General features: G+C 40.2%; 17 protein-coding genes, 1 tRNA gene and 1 pseudogene. 13 read left to right on the forward strand and 6 right to left on the reverse strand.

All coding sequences use genetic code 11. The features are described from left to right. Nucleotides 1-187: 187 nt before the first annotated feature. On the forward strand, nt 188-637 hold the full coding sequence (locus KHS79_RS10240) for a DUF4399 domain-containing protein (protein ID WP_267910733.1): 450 nt from the start codon (nt 188-190) through the stop codon (nt 635-637). A 263-nt stretch (nt 638-900) separates the two neighbouring features. Beyond that, nucleotides 901-2,448 carry an NINE protein gene (locus KHS79_RS10245; RefSeq protein ID WP_212718682.1) on the forward strand — a complete coding sequence of 516 codons (1,548 nt, stop codon included), beginning with the start codon at nt 901-903 and terminating at the stop codon, nt 2,446-2,448. An 80-nt stretch (nt 2,449-2,528) separates the two neighbouring features. Here the strand turns inward: KHS79_RS10245 and KHS79_RS10250 are convergent. Beyond that, nucleotides 2,529-2,619 (reverse strand) — tRNA-Ser (locus KHS79_RS10250). A 146-nt stretch (nt 2,620-2,765) separates the two neighbouring features. After that, nucleotides 2,766-3,263 carry a hypothetical protein gene (locus KHS79_RS10255; RefSeq protein WP_212718684.1) on the reverse strand — a complete coding sequence of 166 codons (498 nt, stop codon included), beginning with the start codon at nt 3,261-3,263 and terminating at the stop codon, nt 2,766-2,768. Nucleotides 3,264-4,059: 796 nt separating this feature from the next. Between KHS79_RS10255 and KHS79_RS10260 the strand changes: the two are divergent. The 6 genes and pseudogenes from KHS79_RS10260 to KHS79_RS10285 form a co-directional block, all read left to right on the forward strand. Continuing rightward, nucleotides 4,060-4,712, forward strand: a pseudogene (locus tag KHS79_RS10260) (IS3 family transposase); the annotation flags it as partial. A 51-nt stretch (nt 4,713-4,763) separates the two neighbouring features. Beyond that, on the forward strand, nt 4,764-5,120 hold the full coding sequence (locus KHS79_RS10265) for a hypothetical protein (protein WP_212718686.1): 357 nt from the start codon (nt 4,764-4,766) through the stop codon (nt 5,118-5,120). A gap of 222 nt (nt 5,121-5,342) precedes the next feature. Then, complete coding sequence (locus tag KHS79_RS10270) at nt 5,343-9,290, forward strand: hypothetical protein (RefSeq protein ID WP_212718688.1); 3,948 nt, start codon at nt 5,343-5,345, stop codon at nt 9,288-9,290. Nucleotides 9,291-9,307: 17 nt separating this feature from the next. Next, entirely contained in the window at nt 9,308-10,264 is a 957-nt protein-coding gene (locus tag KHS79_RS10275; RefSeq protein ID WP_212718689.1) for an RHS repeat domain-containing protein, read from the forward strand. A 13-nt stretch (nt 10,265-10,277) separates the two neighbouring features. Continuing rightward, complete coding sequence (locus tag KHS79_RS10280) at nt 10,278-10,760, forward strand: hypothetical protein (RefSeq protein ID WP_212718690.1); 483 nt, start codon at nt 10,278-10,280, stop codon at nt 10,758-10,760. Between the two features lie 292 nt (nt 10,761-11,052). Continuing rightward, nucleotides 11,053-11,391 (forward strand): hypothetical protein, encoded by a 339-nt coding sequence (locus tag KHS79_RS10285; RefSeq protein ID WP_212718691.1) that lies wholly within the window; start codon nt 11,053-11,055, stop codon nt 11,389-11,391. A gap of 84 nt (nt 11,392-11,475) precedes the next feature. Here the strand turns inward: KHS79_RS10285 and KHS79_RS10290 are convergent, their stop codons facing one another. Further along, complete coding sequence (locus KHS79_RS10290; protein ID WP_212718692.1) at nt 11,476-12,954, reverse strand: FAD-binding protein; 1,479 nt, start codon at nt 12,952-12,954, stop codon at nt 11,476-11,478. 275 nt (nt 12,955-13,229) lie between these two features. Between KHS79_RS10290 and thiD the strand changes: the two genes are divergently transcribed. From thiD to KHS79_RS10305, 3 genes are all read left to right on the forward strand, one after another. After that, nucleotides 13,230-14,099 (forward strand): bifunctional hydroxymethylpyrimidine kinase/phosphomethylpyrimidine kinase, encoded by an 870-nt coding sequence (gene thiD / locus KHS79_RS10295; RefSeq protein ID WP_212718693.1) that lies wholly within the window; start codon nt 13,230-13,232, stop codon nt 14,097-14,099. A 444-nt stretch (nt 14,100-14,543) separates the two neighbouring features. Beyond that, a complete protein-coding gene (locus tag KHS79_RS10300) occupies nt 14,544-15,266 on the forward strand; it encodes a glycosyltransferase family 25 protein (protein ID WP_094787194.1) in 723 nt (240 codons plus the stop codon). 171 nt (nt 15,267-15,437) lie between these two features. Next, nucleotides 15,438-16,388, forward strand: a complete 951-nt coding sequence (locus KHS79_RS10305) for a T3SS effector HopA1 family protein (protein ID WP_212718694.1) — start codon at nt 15,438-15,440, stop codon at nt 16,386-16,388. A 21-nt stretch (nt 16,389-16,409) separates the two neighbouring features. Here KHS79_RS10305 and KHS79_RS10310 read toward each other — a convergent pair whose 3' ends face one another. Further along, nucleotides 16,410-17,522, reverse strand: a complete 1,113-nt coding sequence (locus KHS79_RS10310; protein ID WP_051311226.1) for an AAA family ATPase — start codon at nt 17,520-17,522, stop codon at nt 16,410-16,412. A gap of 132 nt (nt 17,523-17,654) precedes the next feature. Here KHS79_RS10310 and KHS79_RS10315 point away from each other — a divergent pair, with 132 nt between their 5' ends. Beyond that, nucleotides 17,655-18,065, forward strand: a complete 411-nt coding sequence (locus tag KHS79_RS10315) for a MerR family transcriptional regulator (protein WP_212718695.1) — start codon at nt 17,655-17,657, stop codon at nt 18,063-18,065. Between the two features lie 355 nt (nt 18,066-18,420). Then, nucleotides 18,421-18,816, forward strand: a complete 396-nt coding sequence (locus tag KHS79_RS10320; RefSeq protein WP_212718697.1) for a hypothetical protein — start codon at nt 18,421-18,423, stop codon at nt 18,814-18,816. Nucleotides 18,817-19,029: 213 nt separating this feature from the next. Here the strand turns inward: KHS79_RS10320 and KHS79_RS10325 are convergent, their stop codons facing one another. Together KHS79_RS10325 and KHS79_RS10330 are read right to left on the reverse strand one after the other, a co-directional pair. Continuing rightward, nucleotides 19,030-20,442, reverse strand: coding sequence for a S28 family serine protease (locus tag KHS79_RS10325; RefSeq protein ID WP_212718699.1), 1,413 nt, complete (start codon nt 20,440-20,442; stop codon nt 19,030-19,032). A gap of 189 nt (nt 20,443-20,631) precedes the next feature. Next, complete coding sequence (locus KHS79_RS10330) at nt 20,632-22,083, reverse strand: C10 family peptidase (RefSeq protein ID WP_212718701.1); 1,452 nt, start codon at nt 22,081-22,083, stop codon at nt 20,632-20,634. Nucleotides 22,084-22,320 lie beyond the last annotated feature (237 nt).

Consider the following 22,320-nt stretch of genomic DNA (forward strand, 5'->3'; position numbering starts at 1 on the left):
TAATTATAAATGCTTGCATTATCAACGAATAATAATTTTAAAATAATATTGAGAGTACCTCTATAAAGGCACTTATTACTTAACAATTATAAAAACTATACCCAAAAGAAGGGTTTTTATGTGCGCTATTCATAGTGCACATAAAAATGATTCGTGAAGGGTATACTTTAACAATATGGTGAACATTATGCGTCTGACTATCAATTCAAAGAAAGTTATATTTGGTTTAGCGATGGGATTGCTTTCATTGACAGCAACGGCTAGCACAGAAAGTTTAATTTCAAAAGCACCTGAGGGTGCAAAAGTGTATTTTATTAGTCCTCAGGATGGCGAAACCGTATCAAAAACAGTGACGGTCAAGTTTGGGTTACAAGGTATGGGCGTTGCACCTGCAGGTATAAAAAAAGAGGGTACAGGACATCACCACCTGTTGATTGATGTTGATACATTGCCTGATATAAAGCTGCCATTACCTGCGAATGATCATATTAAACACTTTGGCGGTGGGCAAACAGAAACAACGATAACGTTAAAACCAGGAAAACACACATTACAATTACTAATGGGAAATTATTTACACATTCCTCATGATAAACCCATTATTTCAGAGAAAATAACGATTACTGTTAAAGAATAAAACGGTTTTAACTTGAAACAGTCTTCTGGCGATTACCATTGTGTAATGGCTAGAAGATGATTAATAAGCGTTCATTTATGTCTCTAGAGAACCATTGTGATATTCTTTATTTATAGGCGCTTAATGGTAGTGAACGCAGTGGTTGCATGCGCAGTATAGTTTTGTGACAGCTTCCAATGAGGGAGGGGGATAATCCAGATAGCACTTGAATGAGTATGCTATACTCATCGCACAATTTTATTTATTGTGGGTAGTGTTGTGTTATGCATGCACTTTACTCTCTTGTATTGTTGAATAAGTGTTACCCTGGCGTTGATGAAGCTGCTGCAAAAGTCAAATTGGCGGGTATGCTTAAATTGGATAAGCAGACGCTTGAGCGATTGCTAGCAAAACAAGAAGTTGTTATTAAGCGTAAATTGGATAAGGAAGCGGCCCAAAAATATAGTGATAGCCTTAGTCAAACAGGCTTTATGGTATCCATTAAAGAAGAAGCCCCACCTATTGAGTCATCATTAAGTCTTGTTGCGAAAGAAACTACAGACAAGTCGTCAGAGCCTACCCGTCAGCCAGATGAAGCCCAACCTGAGACCAGTAATGTTTACCGCTCACCACAGGTTGATGTTGATATTAGTCGTCGAGTTTTTTGTCGCCACTGTGGTGCTCAAATTAGTGCAGAAGCAACTTTTTGTTCTGCTTGTGGCGTAGGGCAAGTTATTGGTAGTCCGAAAAATAAATATATTGCTGGTTTTCTGGCTATTTTTTTGGGGTTTTTAGGTGTTCACCGTTTTTATTTAGGTCAATGGTGGGGAGTATTTTACATCTTACTGTTCTTAACGGGCCTTTCTCTCATTATTTCAATTATTGAGGGTATTGTATTTTTATGCACGCCCAAAGTGAGCTGGTTACGTCGTTATGGAAATGTGCCCCCAACTACCCCTATCGTTGCAATAATAGTGGGTATAATTGCCTTTATTATGCTCGCTGGGATACTAGCTTCTATTGCGATTCCATCATATCAAGACTATGTAATACGTGCCAAAATTGGTGAAGGGCTTAGTTTTTCTGAGCAAGCGAAAGAACAACTCTCTCTGTTTATTCAAGCGAATAATATCTTTCCAGAAAGTAATGCCCAAGCAGGCTTGCCTGAGACCATGAGTAATGAAATTGTATCATCTGTTCGTGTATCAAAAGGTGGGCTATTAACAATTCAATTTCATAAGGAAATTACGCATCAGCCTGGGCAGACAATTACCTTTCGCCCTACACTTGTGAATGGGCGAGTTGAATGGGATTGTTCCGGAGGGAGTTTACTAGCGAAATATCGCCCAATAGCATGTCGTTCATCCAGTGAGTCAGTGGGTGGTGTGAAACAAGTTGATTCAGCAGATGGGCGTTTATCTGTAAAGGTTCCTTCACGCTGGAATATGATAGAGCAGCTCCATGAAGAGGCTGTTTTACAGGTGGCTCACTTAAGAGATGAAAATTACTTGGTGATTTTGGCAGAATCCAAAGCAGATTTTGCTGAGAATGTTGATATTGGAAAGTATGGCAAACAAGTTTCGGAAATTATTCTAACGAACTTAGAGCAATCAGAGCTAATTTCCGGCCCAACAAGCTTGGAGATAAATGGGCAACCTGCTTTTAGCTACGAAATTATCGGGCAGGCTCAAAGGGTTAATATCTATTACTATTTCGTTGTTGCGCAAAGTGATGAGGAATATTTTCAACTTGTCAGCTGGACGCTGAAATCACGAATGAATACTAACAAGTCTACCTTACAGCAGATTACTCAAAGTTTTAAGACGCATTAGTGCGCTGGGCAATTGCAAAACAAGGATTAAAAAGTGATATGGGGAATTGTCGGGGAGCACAGCTATCGAAACAATAGATTTGGCGGTGAGGGAGGGATTCGAACCCTCGATACGCTGTTAACGTATACACACTTTCCAGGCGTGCTCCTTCAGCCACTCGGACACCTCACCAGAAGCGTTGCCCAATGACACCGGGCAACGGCGCGCTAATGTATAACAAATACTGATAAAAGGCAAACGCAATTGAGTTATAGTTTAAGTTGATTGTGCAGTATAGATCTATTGATTATTACTATTTTTGTTCATAAAAGGGCAAGCTAGCGTTTCTTCAGACTCCATGTACTGGTAGAGCTTAGTACGCCGTTTGAATATACTTTGTACTCAATGCGCAAAGCTTTATATGAGTGTTTGATGGTTGTTATAATTTCTCTTCTTGCAATACCGCCACTTTTATTAACAGTACCTTTTACATCAGTTGTAGTCGAAGGGCCTTTTGAGTTGATCTTGATTTGGCTATATTGAACAAAGGAAATCTCGTTTTGACTGATGGTCTTAACCTTTACGTCTCCTGCAATGCGGTTTTTGTTTAAACGTAAAAAGCCGTTACTGGAGAAAAGGCGGAATATTTCTGTACGTTGTTTACGCTGTTCGATAGCGTCCATATCAGCGGTAATTACAATATCTTGCTGGCTGAATACATCAATTTCAGCTTTTATGGTAAAGTTATCCGCCTTTTGACGTGGACTCTTCTCTGTTCCCAAGCAAAAGAACCCTGTCGCAGTACCACGCCAGTTGCCACGTAAATTTTTAAACATATTACGTATGCTGCTTGCCTGTGTGTTTGTTAGTTTAACGGGCTTTATCTCTTCAAAGGTTTGACCTGACTTCTTTTTTAGGGGGGATGGTGAAAAGCACTCACTGGCCTGTGTGGGAGCGATACTGAGACAGAGATAAAGAGCGATTAGGATTGTTGGGGCAACACGCATAGTAATAATTTACTCTTCTTAGTGTAGGTCAAAGATAGTTCAATATGCTTTATACTGGGCATTATGCATTGTATTTGTAGCTTTTTCTAGGATGTTATTAGTGTTAGTTCCTAAACTCCCTTATTCCTGAGTGGCTACTTTTTTCTTGTAATATTAAATCCTTTACATTAAAAGAGAGAGGAAATTGAGCCAGTTAATATGCTAGTACATTATGCTTTCAACAACCCCTAAAAATGATTCGTGAAGGGTATAGTAGCTAAATTCATCGAGTAAAGAATAAAAGATAGCGAGCAAGTCGTTCTTAATAATGCTACTGAGTATGGCTGAAAAATAAAAAATAAGCAGCTAGATCAATGCTTTTTTAGTGGTATTTTTGTAAAAGGCTATTTTGCTAAAGAGCTGTTAGACAACGATTGAATAACTCTTGTCGAACACGCCATGAATCCCTCCTTGGAGGTTTGGTTGCCGCTTCCATGCGGCAAACAGTTCAACAAGAGCTATCCAACCGTTGTTTGCCATCGGTGTACATTGACATACAATTGATATTCAATGAGCATTAAACGGCAAATCTTTTGATCAATTGTTGAGGATGAAAGGTTAGTAAGCTTGACACAACTTTTGCGGGTTAGGTAAAAAAGGCTATCAAATGGGTCGCTACCAAGTTCGCAACATCATGCATCGGTTACACCTAAAAGTTACACAACGTGAGGCTTACAAGGTCACAACGAAGCGTAAGCATGCGCTGATAACTGGTTAAACCAGAACTTTAACCTCACTGCAGCCAACCAGGTTTGGGCTGGCGATGTGACTTACTTAAAGACAGGTGAAGGTTGGGTGTATTTGGCCGTGGTGATGGATTTATACTCTCGTCGAATTGTTGGCTGGCATATCGATAAACGGATGACAACCGATTTGGTGTGCAAAGCATTAATGAAAGCCTATAACTTGCGCCAACCGCCTAAAGGTCTTGTATTTCACAGTGATCGCGGTTCACAGTATACCAGCAAACGATATCGTAAGCTGTTATCGAGCTATAGTATCCGAGCCAGTATGGGCGATGTGGGCGCTTGTTGGGATAATGCTGTTGTAGAACGCTTCTTTGGTAGCTTGAAACACGATTGGCTTTTTAAGGTGAGTCAGCCAACGAGGGAATTTATGAAACAAGATGTGGCGGCTTATATGAAGTATTACAACATAGAGCGACTGCATTCTGCCAATGGTGATTTGTCACCCATAGAGTTTGAAAATTCTCAACTAAATGTGTCCAATTTGGGTTGACCAGTACAATCATCGCTATAAGACGGACTAATTATAATTTTAGGTAATAGTATGAAAAATATAAAATTGTACGCCAAGTTTTTTTTAACAGTTATTGGGTTTTCTGCAACTTGTGTGTCAAATGCTGATTTACTCCATTGTGGAGTTCACTCTATACGTTCGATATATATTCAGGGAAATAGAGATGATAATCATCAGCATGCAAATAAGGTTTTTGCCCATATAGATGGCCAAGATTGTAATGGAACCAATCAATTGTATATAGATAATACTGATCCTAACTCATCCGCTATTTTATCAGGATTGATGACAGCTTATACAGCAGGAATGCGTATTGGTGTTTATGTTAACACTAGCAAAACTATTCCTGGTGGAGTACAGATTGCGATACTTCAATTAGTTAAGTAAAAGTCATTACTCTTTCAATGCGGCTAGTTTTATACCTTTAAAATAGGTTGATAACGTTCTGGCCGTTTAAAATACAACTAAGTTATGCTTCTATAAAACATGTTTTGCGCTCTCATGGGATAATTTTTTATAAAACATGCTCTCTTTTGTGTTGCAATAGCCGTGCTGTCTCAATCAATTGAAGGAACTTTTAACTTGAATATCAAAAGGTTATTTTGCTTAATGGTTATTTGGTTAGCCATGAGCTTTGATCACATTAATGCACAGGAATTCAATGAGGCCATTCTGGGAGACTACCAAAAAATAAATACTGGTGCGGTCAGAACTAATATTAATGATAACGTCAATGAATCAATTGATCCATTTACAGGGATATTACAGCGGCATTATGTCGACTTAGAAATGCCTGGCAATGGTGGGTTAGATATCAAAGTGCATCGAGTATATACGAAAAAACAAAGTGAAGACTTAATTGAAGATAATATGCTTGGTAGGACTTCAGTGGGGTTAGGCTGGGATATTCACTTTGGTCGGATATTGACAAATGCATTTTTAAACCACTCAAACTCACCATCTAGTTGTAGGAAAAATTATGTTCACTTTGGGTATAATCCAGTTCTTCAAACACCTGAAGGAGGTCGATCTGTCTTATTAAATTCGAACTCAAGTGAATATGCATATAAAACAAAAGGTCAATGGATTGCGAAATGTCTTCCTTCAAATCATAGTAGAAAGGATGGAGGTTTAATAGTTTATTCACCTGATGGTTTGGAGTACTTATTTGATATATATGGTCGTTTGCCTGGTGGTAAGAACGTTTATTATGTATCAAAGATATCAGATACTAAAGGAAATTTTCTGACTTTAAATTATAAGAAAAAAAGCCAAAATAACTATATATACCTGAATTCTATTAAGTCAAATGATGGTCGAAGCTTGACGTTTAGCTATGATGAACTGTTAACACTAAAGCAAGTTTCAACCAATGATGGTCGAACTGTTCAATACAATCATGAGGAAGTACCAAGCTTTATAAATGGCCGTCCAGAAAAGTTCATCCCAAAAGAAAAAAAGCCATTTTTCTTAACATCTGTAAAGCGACCTGATGGTAAACTATGGCAATATCAATATGATACAAACCGAGGCCCCAATGGCGACTTACGAAATGGCAACTACCGTTCATTGACTAAGGTGATCAGTCCACTAGGGCTTGAAACTACCTATAAATATAATATCCAAAGAATGAGTTTCTGGGATACTCCAAGTTCTCATGTTGTTTCAGGAAAAACATTAAAGGTTCCTGGTATTGGATCTCAAACCTGGTCTTACACTTATCAACAAGACTTCGATCAGCCAGATGAAACCTGGGTGAAAGGACCTGACTATTGTGAGCACTATACCCATGTAGGGCAAAAAATGATTAGTAGAGGGCCGTTAGGAGTTAACCGAGGTTTATGGAAGGTAGGTAATCTACAGAAGAAGGTGCTATACACTAAAAATGGTAATAATTGTGCTCAGACACCTTTAAGAGAAGAAGAATACATCTGGGATAAGCTACTGATTTCTGAGCAAAATGAGGTAAGAGGCAACTCATTAAGGGATATAGTCGACACGGAGACCTATGCCCCCATATTAGCCAAAAAAGTCATTCGTCAAGATGGCCAAGAATACACTACAAACTATAGCGACTATGATCAGTATGGTAATGCGCAGACTGTAGTTGAAAAAGGTCAGGGTACACGAACCTATAAATATACCTACCATAAGCCAGCAAATCATTGGATGGTTCATTTAGTTTCATCTGAAAACATCAATAATCTTAGTAAAACAAATTACACCTATAATGCGCAGGGACTACCCACGCAAATAAATAAAAATGGTGTGGTTACCAAGTACACTTATAATAATGGCAATATTGCCAGCATCACTGATGCTAATGGCAAGGTGAGCTACTTACAAGACTATTATAGAGGTGTACCACGCAAAGAGATTCGTCCAGGTGGCACATCAATTGCCAGAACAGTTAATGCAACAGGAACTGTTGCTAGCGAAACTAATGAGCGAGGATATACAGCATACTTTAATTATGATCCTATGAACCGGCTGGTAAAAGTAACTCCACCCAAAGGTCAGCCTGGTCAGGTAACCATAGGCTATCATTACGAAGGGAATGGGCTAACCAAAACAGTTCGCCGAGGTGATTTAACGCAAAGTATTCATTTTAATGCGCTTGGCTTGCCTTATAAGACCCTACAGGCTGGTGGTGGTAAAACCATTTCACAGGTAACTAAATATGATATTTTAGGGAGAAAAACAGCTATTAGTTATCCTGCTTATGGACATAATCCTGCTAAATATATCAGCTTGGGCTATGATCCACTAGGTCGCATTACTCGTAAGCAGTTCCCCGATAGTTCTGTTGAAACCTATACCTATCAAGGTAATACCCTGCAAGTAAAAGATGCGAAAGGGCGGGTGGCTAAAACGACCTATGTGGGGTATGGTGATCCTGAACAAAAAGAAATTTCCAGAATTGATGCACCTGAGGGGATGTCGACGGTTATTAGTCGTAACCCACTGGGTATGGTCACTGCCGTTTCTCAAGGAGGGATAACCCGAGAATTTAAGTACAATGCTAAGTTGATGCTTGATCAGGAAATTAATCCTGAGCTTGGTGTGACACAGTATTACTATGATAATGTGGGCAATGTTACCAGTAAACGGGTAGGTACTGGCGGTACATACCGTTATCAGTACGATAATCTTTATCGATTAACAGGCTTATATTACCCTGCGAACAGTTCAGGTACGCCTGATGTTCACTATCAATATGATGCGCTGGGAAATATTACACAGGTAAACAATGAGCAAGTTACATGGCAGTATACCTATGATGCTCACAACAACTTGATTAAAGAAATAGCGACACTTAAAGCCAAATCTGCTTCAGCCAATTACACCATTCAGTATGCTTATAATGCCAATGATGTGTTAACCCAAGTAACCTATCCTAGTGGGCATGTTATAGGCTTGGCTCCCAATGCATTAGGACAGGCTACTACTGTGGGGCATTATGCCAGTCAAATTGCTTACCACTCTAATGGTCAGTTAGCCAGCTTACGCTATGGTAACGGTCAGATACTGACGGTTTCACAAGAAGCCAATCGACAGCGGTTAAATCGCATTCAGGTGAATGGCGCTAATAATGTGGTTGATTTAGCTTACCAATATGATGTTGTAGGCAATGTGGTAAAAATAGCTGATGGGATTTATGGCTTCAATAATCGGACGTTGGGATATGATGGGCTAAACCGTCTTGTAAATGCCCAAGGGAAATGGGGTTCTGCTCAGTACAGTTACAATTCTCGTAATGATATTACCCGCAAAGTGTTGGGTAATAAAAGCTACAATTATGGCTATGATGGACAGGGTCGCTTACAGCAAGTAACAGGAAGTCAATCCTACCAGTTTTCTTATAATGGTGTTGGCAGTGTAACCAGTAATGGCTCATTAACATTTGGCTATGATGGTAGTGGGCTTAATGTAGCTCGGGCTTGTTATACAGCTAATAATAACTGTCAAACAGATCCTGACTTTTTCTTTCGCTATGATGGGCATAACCGCCGGGTGGCTACACTTAATAAAAGTGGAAATACCTACTACACGTTGTACAACAAGTCGGGCCAGTTGCTTTATGAAGAAGATGCTGTGTCAGGTGATGTGACAGAATATTTTTATCTAGCGGGACAGCAAATTGCTAAACGTCAAACCTGTAGTGATACTGACACTGACCAAGACAAGCTGCCTGACTGCATTGAAAAACACTGGGGCTATGATGCTAATAATTCAGCTGATGGTCTAGCTGATAATGACGGTGACGGTATTTCAAATGGTGAGGAGTATCACCTAAAAACAAATCCTGAACTAGCTGATTCTGATGGTGATGGTATTAGTGATAGTGATGAAATCAAGTATGGATTTGATCCTCTGGTGAAAGATGCGGATAAAGATCTCGACCAAGATGGCTTAACAAATCTTCAAGAGCTTGAACTTGGAACCGATCCTACTGATGCTGATACCGATAATGATGGTCTCCCTGATGGTAGTGATCCTCAGCCAACCTTTAATGTGGCTGTGTTGATTCCTATCCTCCATAACTTGTTGTATTAGTGCAGGGAGTATTTGTAATGATGAAAGCATTTTTTCAATCCTTATCCATGTTTAATTTTGCATTAAAGCAAAAACAGTTAACTTATGGGCTAATTGTTTGGTTACTTACGGTGATGGTTTTGCAGCCTGTTCCGGCTGCAGAAATTATCACTTATTATCATAATGATTTAACGGGAACCCCCGTTGCTGCCAGTGATGAAAGTGGTAACTTATTATGGCGTGAAGAATATACGCCTTACGGTGAGCAATTAACCCAAGACAAAAAGTCTGACTCTAACCGTCGTGGTTTCACTGGCCATGTTCAAGACCGAGATTTAGGTCTTGTTTATATGCAAGCACGTTATTATGACCCCGTACTTGGTCGTTTTCTGGCGTATGACCCTGCAGGTGTAAATCCTGAGTTGCCTTTTACCTTTAATAGGTATGCCTATGGGAATAATAATCCTCATCGGTTTACCGATCCTGATGGAAAACAAGTTATAGGATATGAGTTTGGAGGAAGCTTTTCTCTTAACATTCCCCAGAAAAGTAGGAAGTCTATTGAGAAAGCAACTTATACATCAGTTTTATTTGATACTAAAACATGGGAAGTAGGTATTGCTATTAATGAAGATGCAGGAGTTGCAGTAGAGACTGGTAAAGGTAAATTCGATATTGCTGCATCATTTGAGTTAATCGCTACTGATAATGATGCTCCGATTGATATCTTTAGTGGAAAAAGTGATATTCTGGAAGGGTCTTTAATCCCAACTAAACGTGGTCTTGGAGGAACGGGAGCGATTGAAAAGCCAATTAATAGTGATGGAACATATTCAAAGCATACTATATATTCGATAGGTGCAATAGTCTCCGCTAAAGGTGGTGACATAGGAGTTAACCATGGAGAAGCGGTGTTATATAAGTTTGGACATATGAAAAAAGTTAAGGCTTTTTTACAAAAGGCCAAAAATAATTTCAAAAAGGTTTTTGAATAAGCCTGGAGGAGGTATGTTATTCGAAGTTGTTAGTAAGATATATAGTCGTAATATAATTAAGAAATTCGGTTTGGTTTGCTCGTATAAATATGATATTTTTGATAGGGATATTTACTTGTTATGCGAGAAAAACTCTGAGGTTTGTTTGATAGGATATATGTTTATTAAACTGCTATTTTTTCCTTGTAGTATCAAATTTTTTTCATTGAAAGGAAGAAAGGAAATTGAGTCAGTTAATGAATTGGTAAATTATGCTTTGTCTAGCAAAACTCAAATAGCAAAGACTATTCTTGTCAAAGAGTACAAGGAGGGTGCAGTAAAAATTAGGGAGTTAGTTGAGTTTAAAGGTGCTGAAAACTCTAAATCCGTTATTTATAGAGTTGAAACACTAATGCTGGGTGTCCCTTTGGGAGGAGCACTGGAATTCTGCTTCATTGGTAATAGTGCTTTGGTTAAATTAAGAGAGGCTACAGAGTTATCACTAATAAATATATAGCAGCTAAACTTATTGGGTAAAAAAAAGGGTAAGTTGTTTTGTTGCTTACCAGAAAGGTAAAAAGGCTGGCTGATTGTTACTGAACCATCTGCCGCAGGGAAGCGGCAGTTGAGCCTCCATGGAGGGATTTACGGCGTGTTCAGTGGCAATTAGGTTGCCTTTTGTAAAGGTGAAGATTTGTCACCAATCATATTTAAATGATCTGTTCATGAGCAGGGATAAATTATAGAAGCTTTTTAGTGGCTAAAGTGTAAATTTGCACTTTATTAATCAGGTAGTAAATGGGAAATATATGAGACTCTTTTTCAGAATAACTGCATTGGTTTTATCATTAGTTACACTCAGTCTACATGCGTCAGATAACACGCGAGCAAAGGTGGTTTATGCGGGTATAACGGGTGCTGGAACAGTATTTGTTAATGTTTCATCTGTTATCAATGAGCCTGGCTGCGAAAAGAAGTCTCTTTGGATACCTTCAGAATCAACAGTGAAAGCTCATGTTTTAAGCACTGCACTTGCGGCTTTTGCGGCAAAGCAAGATGTATATGTGCAGACAAAAGACTGTTATAAAGGTTACCCGACGCTAGATAACTCAGATAATTCGTGGTTTCATATTTATCCTGCTGAGTAATGATTAAATTGATGCCTTTGTTTTTTTGAGTATATTTTTTACCCTAAATAGTCAAGGGCATCAATTAGTTTTTAGATCTATTTTCTACTTATTAAAAATAGCTCGCCCTGAATTAAGGATATGTTTTGGGTCCATCCATTGCTTTAGCATTTTCATGGGGCGCCAGTAGTGGCCAAAATGCAGACTCCAGTCTTTTTGTTTCATAGGAATAGCCCCCACAGGATAGTAGTAACCTCCTATTTGTCGTGCACCTTCATAAATATCACGATTCAACACCATTAATTCTCTCGCGCGCTCTTTAGTCGGAGGGGTGGCATTACGCATTAGTGAAAAATAAAAGAAGTGCTTTTCGTTTGGTTTTCTTAACAGTGGGGTAGACATATTACATTGATTAAACCCTGACAGTAGGATAGGACCTCCTCCTAAGTCTTCAGGTTTTAGGGATTGTAATGTTTTATTTATGAAGCTTTCTGCTTTTGACGCTGGTATTAATAAAGGACACCAGGGGTGTGGATAATCCCAAAGGCCAGTACTACGGAGGTATTCTACAATAGGTGCTAAACGATTCAGGAAAGTAAAATATGGCATATCCTGTACAGTTAAGGCTTCTGGGTTATAGTTAAGTCCTTCCAATAGGGCAGTATTTTCTGGGGGCTGGTCTGAGTTATAGTACTTGGTTGCTTGTAGAATAAATAGCCAACCACCTGTTTCACTGGCTTGCACGCCACCTTGTACACCATCAAAGAGATTGCTTTCAATAAGCAATAAGTTATCTTTACTAAAGCTTGCAAAATCGGTATATACCAGTTGAAAGTATCTTGCCATTGAAAAAGCAGGCTGAAGCTTAAAACGAGCACTTACTATTACTCCAAACTGGCCCAAACCTGCACGAAGTGCATTAAATAACCAACCATTACTTTTCGCTGAACATTGTAAAAGTTGTCCTTGAGCCGTTACGATTTCTATTGACTCGACGATATCCGTCATGGCTCCATGCTTAAAGGACTGAGCACCAAAGCCTCCCACAGAAATTGCACCGCCTACAGTGATTTCTAAAAAGTCCACGACAATTGGTAATGTTTTTTGGTGCTCCAGTAATGTTGGCATAACATCTAACCAACGGGCACCAGCCTCAACGTGAAGTGTTGTATCGGTGATTGATTGTATTGTGCTGAGTGATGAAGTATCGATCACAACACCCGCTTCAGCTAGTGTCTCACCATCTGTTGAAAAGCCTTGTCCTTTGGCGCTGACAAGGATTGAGTGTTGATTAGCAAACTTCATTAATTTAATGATGTCATGTTTTGATGCAGGGAAAAGTACGGCTTTGGGCACTTTATACTCAATATGACCAAAGTCTTCTGCAGCTTGAGTAAGGGTGTCAGTATCGGTGAGCAGTTGTCCCTCAAAATCAGGGAAATCAGTAGCTAATATGCCATCGGCATATTCATCTGGATAGGTTGCTGTTGTAGCCCAAGTGCGGGTCACGGTATTAAATCCAAGTACGACACTTGCGGTAAGAACGCCTTTGACTAGGTTTCTGCGAGACAATCCTTGTTTCATTTACTGATTACTCCATGTTGAATAGTTTGGGATGAATATTTCTTGCTCAGGGTATAAATACTCTCATTAGGTACAAAAGTGATTGGGTTAGAGTATTAACAATTTAATTATTATTTTGCTAATTGAGGGTGATACAAACTTATACCCAAAGTGAAGGGTATCATCATAAAAAAATTAAAAGAAAGAAGGCAATTAATAACGCTGACAGTATGGTCTTTTCCTGACGATCACTGTAAGTTTGTTTTTTAAGCGAAAAACTGAATGAGGATAGACGTGTGGGTAAGCAGCAACCCCCTGTTATTTTAACGATTGCAGGCTCTGATAGTGGTGCTGGTGCGGGGATTCAGGCAGATTTAAAAGCAATTAGTGCTACGGGGGGCTATGCCTGTACGGTTTTAACAGCGGTTACGGCACAAAATACCTGTGGAGTATTAGATGTATTTCCTATGTCATCAGCACATGTTGCGAAACAGCTTGATGCCGTATTTACAGATTTTTCAGTGAAAGCAGTTAAAACAGGGATGTTAGTTAATGCGGAAATTATTAAAACAGTCGCGGCTAAATTGAGTGATTATAAACCACAATGGTTAGTGGTTGACCCGGTTCTGGCTTCTACAAGTGGTAAAACACTCCTTGAAAAAGAAGCCATTAACGCACTCAAGGATATCCTTTTTCCATTAGCAAATGTTGTTACCCCTAATCTGATAGAAGCAAACCTCTTGGTAGGGGAAAAGGAAGATGGCTATACAGATGATAAAATATCTGAGCTGATTATTCGGTTACGAGACTTAAACACCAAAGCGGTGTTATTAAAAGGAGGGCACTCATCTAATCAAAAAAAGTGCACTGATGTTCTAATTTTGCCGGATAAGCTTAAAAACTTTTCTGCCGCAAGAGTTGTTACGCCCAATTCTCATGGTACAGGTTGTACACTATCTGCTGCATTAGCTTGTTATTTAGGCCAAGGGTTAGCACTGGAGATAGCGGTTGAAAAAAGCAAGTGTTATTTGACGGAAGCGCTAAAAAACAGTGCATCCTGGCAGCTTGGTAAAGGGTGTGGTCCTTTAGGGCATTTTTTTGATATATACCCAAAACGAAGTGTTTTTATACCCCAAGGGCACAAGGGTGCGGCCGTCAAGCGATGAAGCCCCTGGGCAAGTATACTGCTGTGAAACTTGCGGTAGCCACTTTAATTGATATAACAGCGCTGCTGGGCGGTTATATTAATAAGTGACTGGGGTGACAGTTAAATGCTCCTCGGCAATTGCTCCTGCATTGCTCTACTACATGACATCCATATCATTATGCATAAACTGCATTCCCACCATCCTTGGCGGTCAAGAGCGCTGACAACAAACCCTACTAATGTGTTGGGAACACATTAGAACAGCTTCGCTGGCCCGTTAGGGTGAGCGCTATGGATAGCGCACATAAAAATGATTTGTGAAGGATATATCTAACACGCCAGCGATCTTTATCAGAAACTTTTAAAAAAGATAAAGAGATTAAGTTAAATTAGTAACCTCGATTTTTCAGCGTATTTCAGTTAAGCTAAGCGCCGTTTCCCTTTCAAGTTGTCGGTGAGTAGTATGCAGTTTGCCGTTGATAAGGCGTATTGTATTAGCCTTAAGGAACGTACAGACAGGCAGGAAATAGCAAAAAAAAATTTGAGTGTGCTAGGCAATCCTGTTGAATTCTGGTTAGTTGAAAAAGATAAAGATAACCCTGAACGAGGGTGCTATAACTCGCACAGAGATATTGCTCGGCATGCACTTGAGCAAGGTTATCAGCGGGTTTTGATATTTGAAGATGATATTCTTTTTCATAAACAAGCCTCACCGAGTCAGCTTAAACGTATTAATAACTTCCTATGCTCAAACCAAGGTGACGTTTTTTATTTAGGCGGGTTTTTAGGTCGTCTTTGGTTGACTTATCGTCCTAATATTGCAAGGTGTAAGCTGTTTTGCACACATTCTTATATTTTGCAAAGAAGTGGTTTGGAGAAACTGGCAGCTGCTGATTATCATCACGAGCCTATTGATATTATTTATAAGCGTGAGTTTGACTCTTATACAGCATTTCCTATGCTTACCTCGCAGTTACCCTATTCGGTTGTAGCAAGTGATATTGCCAGTCATCGGTTGGAAAAAGATAATGCTGAATTCACGGATGAGCATTGGCATTGGAATCGACGCTATCAATACTGGTCAGCATTAAAAAACATCAAGTACACACTATTGAACCGTCCGAGTTACTGGAAGCGTAAGCGGCAAAGCAAAGAGAACAAGCCTGCCGTTGCAGTTACAGACTGACATCACAGGATGTGAGCTTCATACAACACTTGAATGACAACGTTTTTTGCTTTTATCTGGCAGCTTTAATTATTTATAGCTAAGGTTACTAACATAACTATTGGAAATAGTGTTGTCAGTACCTGTAGCTAAGGGTGCTAAACCATGGAAGGTTCGTTAAGGTGAAAGGAAATGCCTGATTCACTCCAAAGTATGACTCAATGGGCTACTCAAACCCATACTTCTTCACCTGGAGGCGCGAGTAATGCTCAGCTCCAGCAGCGAGCGCGTACCATCTACGACACTCATTCTCCAGGTTCAAATCAACTTAGCCAACCGCAGCAGATGAATCATTTGCTTTCACTGCAACAGTTACATGCTAATCCTAGTATTCCTGTGCAAGTATACCCCCAGGGTAATCGGGGTGAATCACCAGCTCAATATATGTTAAGACGTGGGTTTCGTAGGGCTGCACATAAATTTTCTTACCGAATTATGCCTCTGACTGGGCCAATTCATAGTCGTGCACGGATTACCCTAAATATTGATCCGCAACGGTCGCAACAAGTCTCTCAAGCGATGGCTCAAGAATTGACAGCAAACACAAGTGTACGTCAAACGAAAATGATGGGACCTGATCGGCTTGGGCAGCGTACCGATGATGCGATTATGTACATGCGCCGTCATAGTTTTGATACTGCAAAAACGACAGCGCAGAGCCTGGCACAAAGAGTTAATGATCCAACGGCTTTTGTACAGCATACACCTTATGGTATGGAACCTATTCCGGGTATGCCAGGCATGTCTTACTCTGAAGCACACCCATCATTAAGTAGTAGTCACGGTACAGCGCGTAAGCAAATTATTGCTAAGGCAGTTGAATCTTTTCGGGCTCTGGGGGGGCATAGAGGTACGGATCAAGAAAATATGGCAGGCCATGTTGCTTATCATGCCTATCGAATGGGTTTTAACCCTAATGCACCTGCATTTGTTGTCAAGCGTTCTCACAAACGGCTATTGCAGAGTATTCGTGACTACCCAACGCAGAAGCGTAATGCGAATATTGCAAAAATTACAGGTACCTCAACACTCAGAGCCAATGCCTTTGCGCAGCGAGTATTAAGAGCTCATGGCATGCGTTAAGAAATAAAGCTGCTTTATTTCTTATGTATTCATCGCTATAGGCTCGTTGACCCAGCGTGTTTCACCATCAAGCATTTCCAGGATAATAGGCTGGGTGTTACATAAATCAGCAATTACTTCTGCCAGTGAGTATGAATGCGTTGTTATAAAGAGCTGTGAGTATTTTGCTGCGTGGCCAATCAACAGGGTTAGGGCAGGTAACAGGTCAGGGTGAAGACTGGTTTCAGGTTCATTTAAGGCCAGCAGACTCGGAGGACGAGGACTGAGCAGTGCTGCCGTCAGACATAAGAAACGTAAAGTACCATCTGATAGCTCACGGGCTTCAAACGGGCGGCGTATGCCGTCTTTTTGCAAGTAAATAGCAAATCGACCGTGGTTAGGTAGAATCAAAAGTCTTGAGTCTGGAAAGGCTGTCTCGATAATTTCATGTAAGGTTGACTCATCTCCGGTTTCGATAATCGTCTGCAAAGCCGCAGCTAAGTCATTGCCATTATGACTGAGTACGGGTGTCAGGGTACCGACTTGAGGTTGACGAACCGCAGCAGGTGGGCCGGTATCAAAATAGTGATAAAAGCGCCATTGTAGTAACAGCTCTCGGAGAGTGAATAACTCAGGATACAAGTGAGGCTCCTGCAACTGAGATAATACTGACTCACTAGGTAAAAGTGTTACTGGGTATTCGTAGCGTTTTCTATCCGCATGAGTTAGCCATACCGAGGTTGCTTTTCTGGTTAGCAACGTGTTGTTTTGACGACGTTTTGCTTTCAGCCAGACGTATTCTTCTCTAAATACTGGGTCAAATTCAAAGCAAGTATTAGCAGGAGTTTTGGGCGTTAGCCCTGCATGTAACTCGTAGCTCAACTCTTCAAAAGAAACGGCAAGCTTGATCCGGCGAGGTGTTCTTTTGGTATCACTGTGTCGTTTTTCACCAGCCCAAAGTGCTAATGGCATACCGCCTTCATAAATGATGGATGAAGCAAACTCACCTTTTGCAGCTTTTGATAATAAGAGCAGGGCACGGTATAAGTTTGTCTTACCACATCCATTAGGACCTACCAATACATTCACAGGATGAAGTGGCAGTGACAGCTCACGTATAGAACGGTAGCCTTCGATATGAATCTGTTTGATCATCAGCTTAATGTTAATGACTGCATCAAAATAGAGAAGATGCTTTTTAGCTTAGCATCGAATAAGTAACTGAGCTTGACTTGGGTGTAACTCCTAGGTTTTAAAATTGCTCTGAAAGTAGAGCGGAGTTTTAGTATGCAAGCAAGTCACTTAGCAAAGCGGGTAGGTGTTACCGCAGAGACAGTCAGGTTTTATACGCGACAAGGCTTATTATCACCCCAGCGTAATCCGGCCAATGGTTATCATGATTACAGTAGGCGTGATGAACAGCAGTTAAATTTTATTTTGAAAGCAAGAACACTGGGTTTTAGCCTAAAAGAAATCATGCAAATTTTACAGCATGCAAAACAAGGTGACTCACCTTGCCCTATGGTGAGGGACTTATTAGCTCAACATATCCCTCAGGTTAAACAGCAAATTACAGAGTTAAGTACATTACTTACTCGAATGGAAACAGCGCTGAGCCAGTGGGCTGTTATGCCTGATGGTGTCCCCAATGGTGACTCAGTGTGTCAGCTGATTGATAACTGGCAACAAAATGAATGAACAGACTGCTTTTAGTAACTCGTTAGTAGTTATAAGCGGTGAGTTTGTATAATTCAGTTTCTTATAAATAGCCTAGGGGTTGTTCAACTATAGTAATTATTATGCGTAATGAGAGTGAGCTTGTTAAATATCAAGCGTGCTTCATTATGCTTACAATAAAAGCATTATTTTAAGTAGTACCCATTAATGCTAATTAAAATGGCATAGGAAGGCAATTATGTGGGGCAATTTATTATCGTTATTGCTGGGAAAGAGAAATAGGACAAAACGAGTCTCCCCTATATGTCGTATAAAATTTATTGCCTTTTTGCTAATGACTCTACTGATTATGGGTTGTAATACTAATGAGTCATTAATGGGTGAGGAGAGAGCTGAGCAAACTAGGGTGCCAATTGCAATTGGGGTTATGGCTGGTGAGCAATATAGTAACTTCTGTAATTTTATGCTGGAAAATGATGCCTATCTTTTTAACCCTAGGCAGCCACACACATGGAAATTTATTTTTACTCGTTTTGCCAGTGGTGCTGAGGCAAAAATGATCATTAATGGTCGACTAAGGACGTTGCAACTAGCAGAGATTCGTGATCAGTTTGAGAAGTTTACGGTGCGGGACGAACCCACAATCAGTGTTGAATTGATAAAATCTAAAACGAATAACACCATCAATCATATGGAATATCATGGTCAGTTAACAATACGTCAGTTTACAGAGCAGCTTTCATTTGATGTGGTTGGTTCATGTCATGTTTAGTGCGATCTACAAATAACATAAATATACCCTTCACGAATGATTTCTAGGCTTTGTTATCTTCACTCATCAGCCCAATTACCTATTAATATAGGCTCATGGGGCTTCGTCACTCGATGGCCGCACCTAAAAACCATTCGTATTGGGTATATTTGCAGCAGAGGGCTGACTATCCCTCCTGCCGCAAACAATTGATTTGCAAAGTGTATACTTGAACTATAAAGGACGTCTAATTAAGTCTTCGTTGAATTGTTTTTGGTTATCACTGTCTTGCCCAGAATGACGTAACATGACCGAAGGCACTTTAGGTTCAACACCAGTCCATTGCTTTAGCATTGCAAAGGCTTTTTTCTGATCTTCTTCACTTACCGTTAAAATATCCGTGCCATGATTTCCATCCTTAACCCAAAAAGTATGAGTACTGCGCCTGCCTGAGTTAGGTAAAAAGAAGGCACCTGCAGTCCAAGGATCAATGTCACCGTAAAATAACATCAGATTGCTGCTTTTTAATACAACGAAATTAGCGATATCCCACATTGCTCGGTAGTCAAAAGCTTGAGAAGGCCACTTCGTAACATAAGGACGATAGTCGTTAGGGTCATACTGCAGCAGGTCTGTTATATGCCCTAGCATAAGGCGAGGATAGCCGAGCTGGGTAATGGCCTGATAAAAGTATGGCTCATAAGTTTTTCGGCCAATGTCACTCAAGAAATAGAGAGGTCCCCAATCTACCATAAACTGAAAAAGATCTGCGTCTGAGGCATCGTTTGTGGGAATATCTTTACAGTTAGCAATATCACCATATTGCCAGAACTGAAAATACAGTTCGCCTACGGTCATATCCAGCACTTGATCTAAACCACCTTCAAGACTGAAATTCATACCTTGCTCATTACTATAACGCTGAATATAGGCTTTCATGATATCCCGTCGTTTTAGTAATTCTCGCTGATACTGCTTTAAAGCGGCGCGACAGCCAGCAGGCCCAACCTGTTGTTGGAATGTGACATAACGCGGATCAAGACGGCCAAAGCTTTGAGGAGCCACATTCGCCACCGTACCATCAACATCATCAGGGTAAAAACGACGATGATAAATTGCGGTCATTCCTCCTTTACTGCTGCCACGAGAAATCCATTTTCCAGTATAAAAGGGGCGTATTGCTGTGACAATTCGGTGGTGGTCTGCTGCTGCTTGTTTAATGGTTAGATATTGCCAGTCTTTGGGTTCCGGGGTGGATTCAGCAAAAAAGCGATGCTCTATTTTTAGTTGGTTGGCATTGAGTACTTGGGTTAAGTTATATCGGTATGTGCTCACTGCAATGGTATAACCATTGGTGGCTAAGACCATAGGGGCATTTTGGTCTTTATGGAGTAACACCATGCGTTGTTTAAACGAACCTAACCAAGGACGCTCATGGTCAATGGGCTGACTATATCGTATTAAAATATATCGATAGCCTGAGGGGGGATTATTAAGCTCTTCCGCTTCCATGCCGGGAATAGCTTGCAAATAGCTTAATATATCTTGAGATGCGTGAGCCAAGTGAGGTTGAGCTGAACTCCAGCTAGCCCAAAACAAGGTCAAACATAGTAAAAGACTGCGTATTATTATTCTATTTATTCGCATAAAGTGAGTTATCCTAATCCATGGTGAAAAATATACCCTTCAGTACAGGTATAGATCTTGGTGTTAAATTAATTGCCGAGTTACGTGAACAGCAGCAAGAATTGATAGATTCCCAAAAATAGTTTTTTAATGCAAGGACAACACCTGTTGTCCTTGTATCTTAAGCTTAGGATTCGTTTTAATCCGAGTTTATTGTACCCAATAGCGTGCTTGCCAACCTTTTCCACTGACAATGTCATCGCTGGTAAAATGGACTAATAAATTGCCAGTCTGGCTGGTAATTGTTGTTGGGAGAGAAGATCCATGGAACCGGCCAAGCATGGGGGCTGCAGTTGTAGTACCATCATAAATGGTGACAAAGTCATGATTTCTTTCAGTATTAAATGACTGAAATTGCAGCTTTAACTGGCCTGCTACATTTGGTTGAAGAATAAATCTACAATCGCTGTTTACGGGATAATTCCACTGCTGACTGCCATCACTGATCTCTCCCTGGTTAGCGGTAAGGTACTGCGTACTTTCGCAAAAAGGAATATGGTTTAAAGATGGACGAGGTGCGGCTCTTACAAAAGCCATACGTTGATTAAAATTATAATTTCCTCGCGGTGCTGGCGAGGTTAACTGAAAGTAACCATTCATGTTTCCACCCCAACCCCAGTTCATATGAAAGTAGTCATGACCATCATAACCATCGACAATCCAGGCATGACCGGCGTTACCACTGAGTCCCGTTAAAATGACGACACGTCTTGCCTGTAACTCATGGATAATAAGGTCGCGCCAGGCGGGAAGGTTGTCAAACTGGCTGACGTACTCAAAGCCATTTGTAATATAGTTAAAGTGTTTTTCTAGTGCATTTGGGATAAAACGCATGGGGGCTAAAGATAGGTTTGGGCCATAAAGTGTTTTTACAGCCGTACCACTGTGGAACATCAGTGTGGCAACATCATTATTCGCGGCTAACAGCTGGTCTGGCATATTATCCCACTGATAATAGGTTGTACGGTAATCGGTTGAGATAGTGCCTTGATCAGAGTAGGTGTAGCTATTATGACTGTAACCGTGTTCAGGGTATTGATGGTATTTTAGAAACTGAGCAACTGCAGTCGCTACACAGCCTGTCAGCGACTCGTTGGGTATTAAATCATTATAGAAACCATTTTGTGACCACTTTGTTGTTGTTAAGGGTGCAACGGATGTATTTGTTGTAGATCGCTTGCTTCTTGCATTACGTGAGGTCGCAGGCTTGGTATTAGGTGCTGTATAGTCAGTCAGCCAGTTCATGAGTGGTGAGTGGTTCTGTAAAAATGTCATCTCACCGTGAGTATTATTATAAGCCAAAATTGGATTGCGTTGTTGTTGTGCCGCGACAATCACAAAGCCTCGGTGATTTATTTGAAAAATATAAGCTTTTGCTTTGTTATTGTTATCGTATTTAATTTGAGCATGAGTTACATCAACAGTATTTGTAGCATACTTGCTTTCAAAAAACTGGGTAGCAAGGGTTTGGGCGGAAGACTGGCTAATGTCTGCAGAAAAAGCGGTTGATGTAAAAGATAATAAAATACAGGCTGTAAACTTAGAAACTGCATGAGTGGTCATTGCCTTTTTAGCAATGTTATTGGATATGCATTTAAACATAACACCTTTCCTTGGAAGATACACTTTTAGTGAAGGGTATCTTTAATCAGTTGTTTAGTTAAATAAGTTGTTTGGTTAAATAAAGAGTACTTTAAAAAAATCACTACTTTAAGAGATGTCCTAAAATAAGTACGGATGTGCTTTTTTGTGGTAAAATATAAGCGATGTAAATGTATCAAACTACACGAATAAATTCAGCAAAAAGGATACACTTGGTTTTTTTACTGAATTTATTCA

This window comes from Zooshikella ganghwensis (assembly GCF_018263875.1).
GTDB lineage: Bacteria > Pseudomonadota > Gammaproteobacteria > Pseudomonadales > Zooshikellaceae > Zooshikella > Zooshikella ganghwensis.

Bases quoted from the DNA above. Each gene is read 5' to 3' on its own strand.
- KHS79_RS10240 (WP_267910733.1), top strand. From the start codon at position 188: ATGCGTCTGACTATCAATTCAAAGAAAGTTATATTTGGTTTAGCGATG.
- KHS79_RS10245 (WP_212718682.1), top strand. From the start codon at position 901: ATGCATGCACTTTACTCTCTTGTATTGTTGAATAAGTGTTACCCTGGC.
- KHS79_RS10255 (WP_212718684.1), bottom strand. From the start codon at position 3,263: ATGTTTAAAAATTTACGTGGCAACTGGCGTGGTACTGCGACAGGGTTC.
- KHS79_RS10265 (WP_212718686.1), top strand. From the start codon at position 4,764: ATGAAAAATATAAAATTGTACGCCAAGTTTTTTTTAACAGTTATTGGG.
- KHS79_RS10270 (WP_212718688.1), top strand. From the start codon at position 5,343: ATGGTTATTTGGTTAGCCATGAGCTTTGATCACATTAATGCACAGGAA.
- KHS79_RS10275 (WP_212718689.1), top strand. From the start codon at position 9,308: ATGATGAAAGCATTTTTTCAATCCTTATCCATGTTTAATTTTGCATTA.
- KHS79_RS10280 (WP_212718690.1), top strand. From the start codon at position 10,278: ATGTTATTCGAAGTTGTTAGTAAGATATATAGTCGTAATATAATTAAG.
- KHS79_RS10285 (WP_212718691.1), top strand. From the start codon at position 11,053: ATGAGACTCTTTTTCAGAATAACTGCATTGGTTTTATCATTAGTTACA.
- KHS79_RS10290 (WP_212718692.1), bottom strand. From the start codon at position 12,954: ATGAAACAAGGATTGTCTCGCAGAAACCTAGTCAAAGGCGTTCTTACC.
- KHS79_RS10300 (WP_094787194.1), top strand. From the start codon at position 14,544: ATGCAGTTTGCCGTTGATAAGGCGTATTGTATTAGCCTTAAGGAACGT.
- KHS79_RS10305 (WP_212718694.1), top strand. From the start codon at position 15,438: ATGCCTGATTCACTCCAAAGTATGACTCAATGGGCTACTCAAACCCAT.
- KHS79_RS10310 (WP_051311226.1), bottom strand. From the start codon at position 17,522: ATGATCAAACAGATTCATATCGAAGGCTACCGTTCTATACGTGAGCTG.
- KHS79_RS10315 (WP_212718695.1), top strand. From the start codon at position 17,655: ATGCAAGCAAGTCACTTAGCAAAGCGGGTAGGTGTTACCGCAGAGACA.
- KHS79_RS10320 (WP_212718697.1), top strand. From the start codon at position 18,421: ATGGGTGAGGAGAGAGCTGAGCAAACTAGGGTGCCAATTGCAATTGGG.
- KHS79_RS10325 (WP_212718699.1), bottom strand. From the start codon at position 20,442: ATGCGAATAAATAGAATAATAATACGCAGTCTTTTACTATGTTTGACC.
- KHS79_RS10330 (WP_212718701.1), bottom strand. From the start codon at position 22,083: ATGTTTAAATGCATATCCAATAACATTGCTAAAAAGGCAATGACCACT.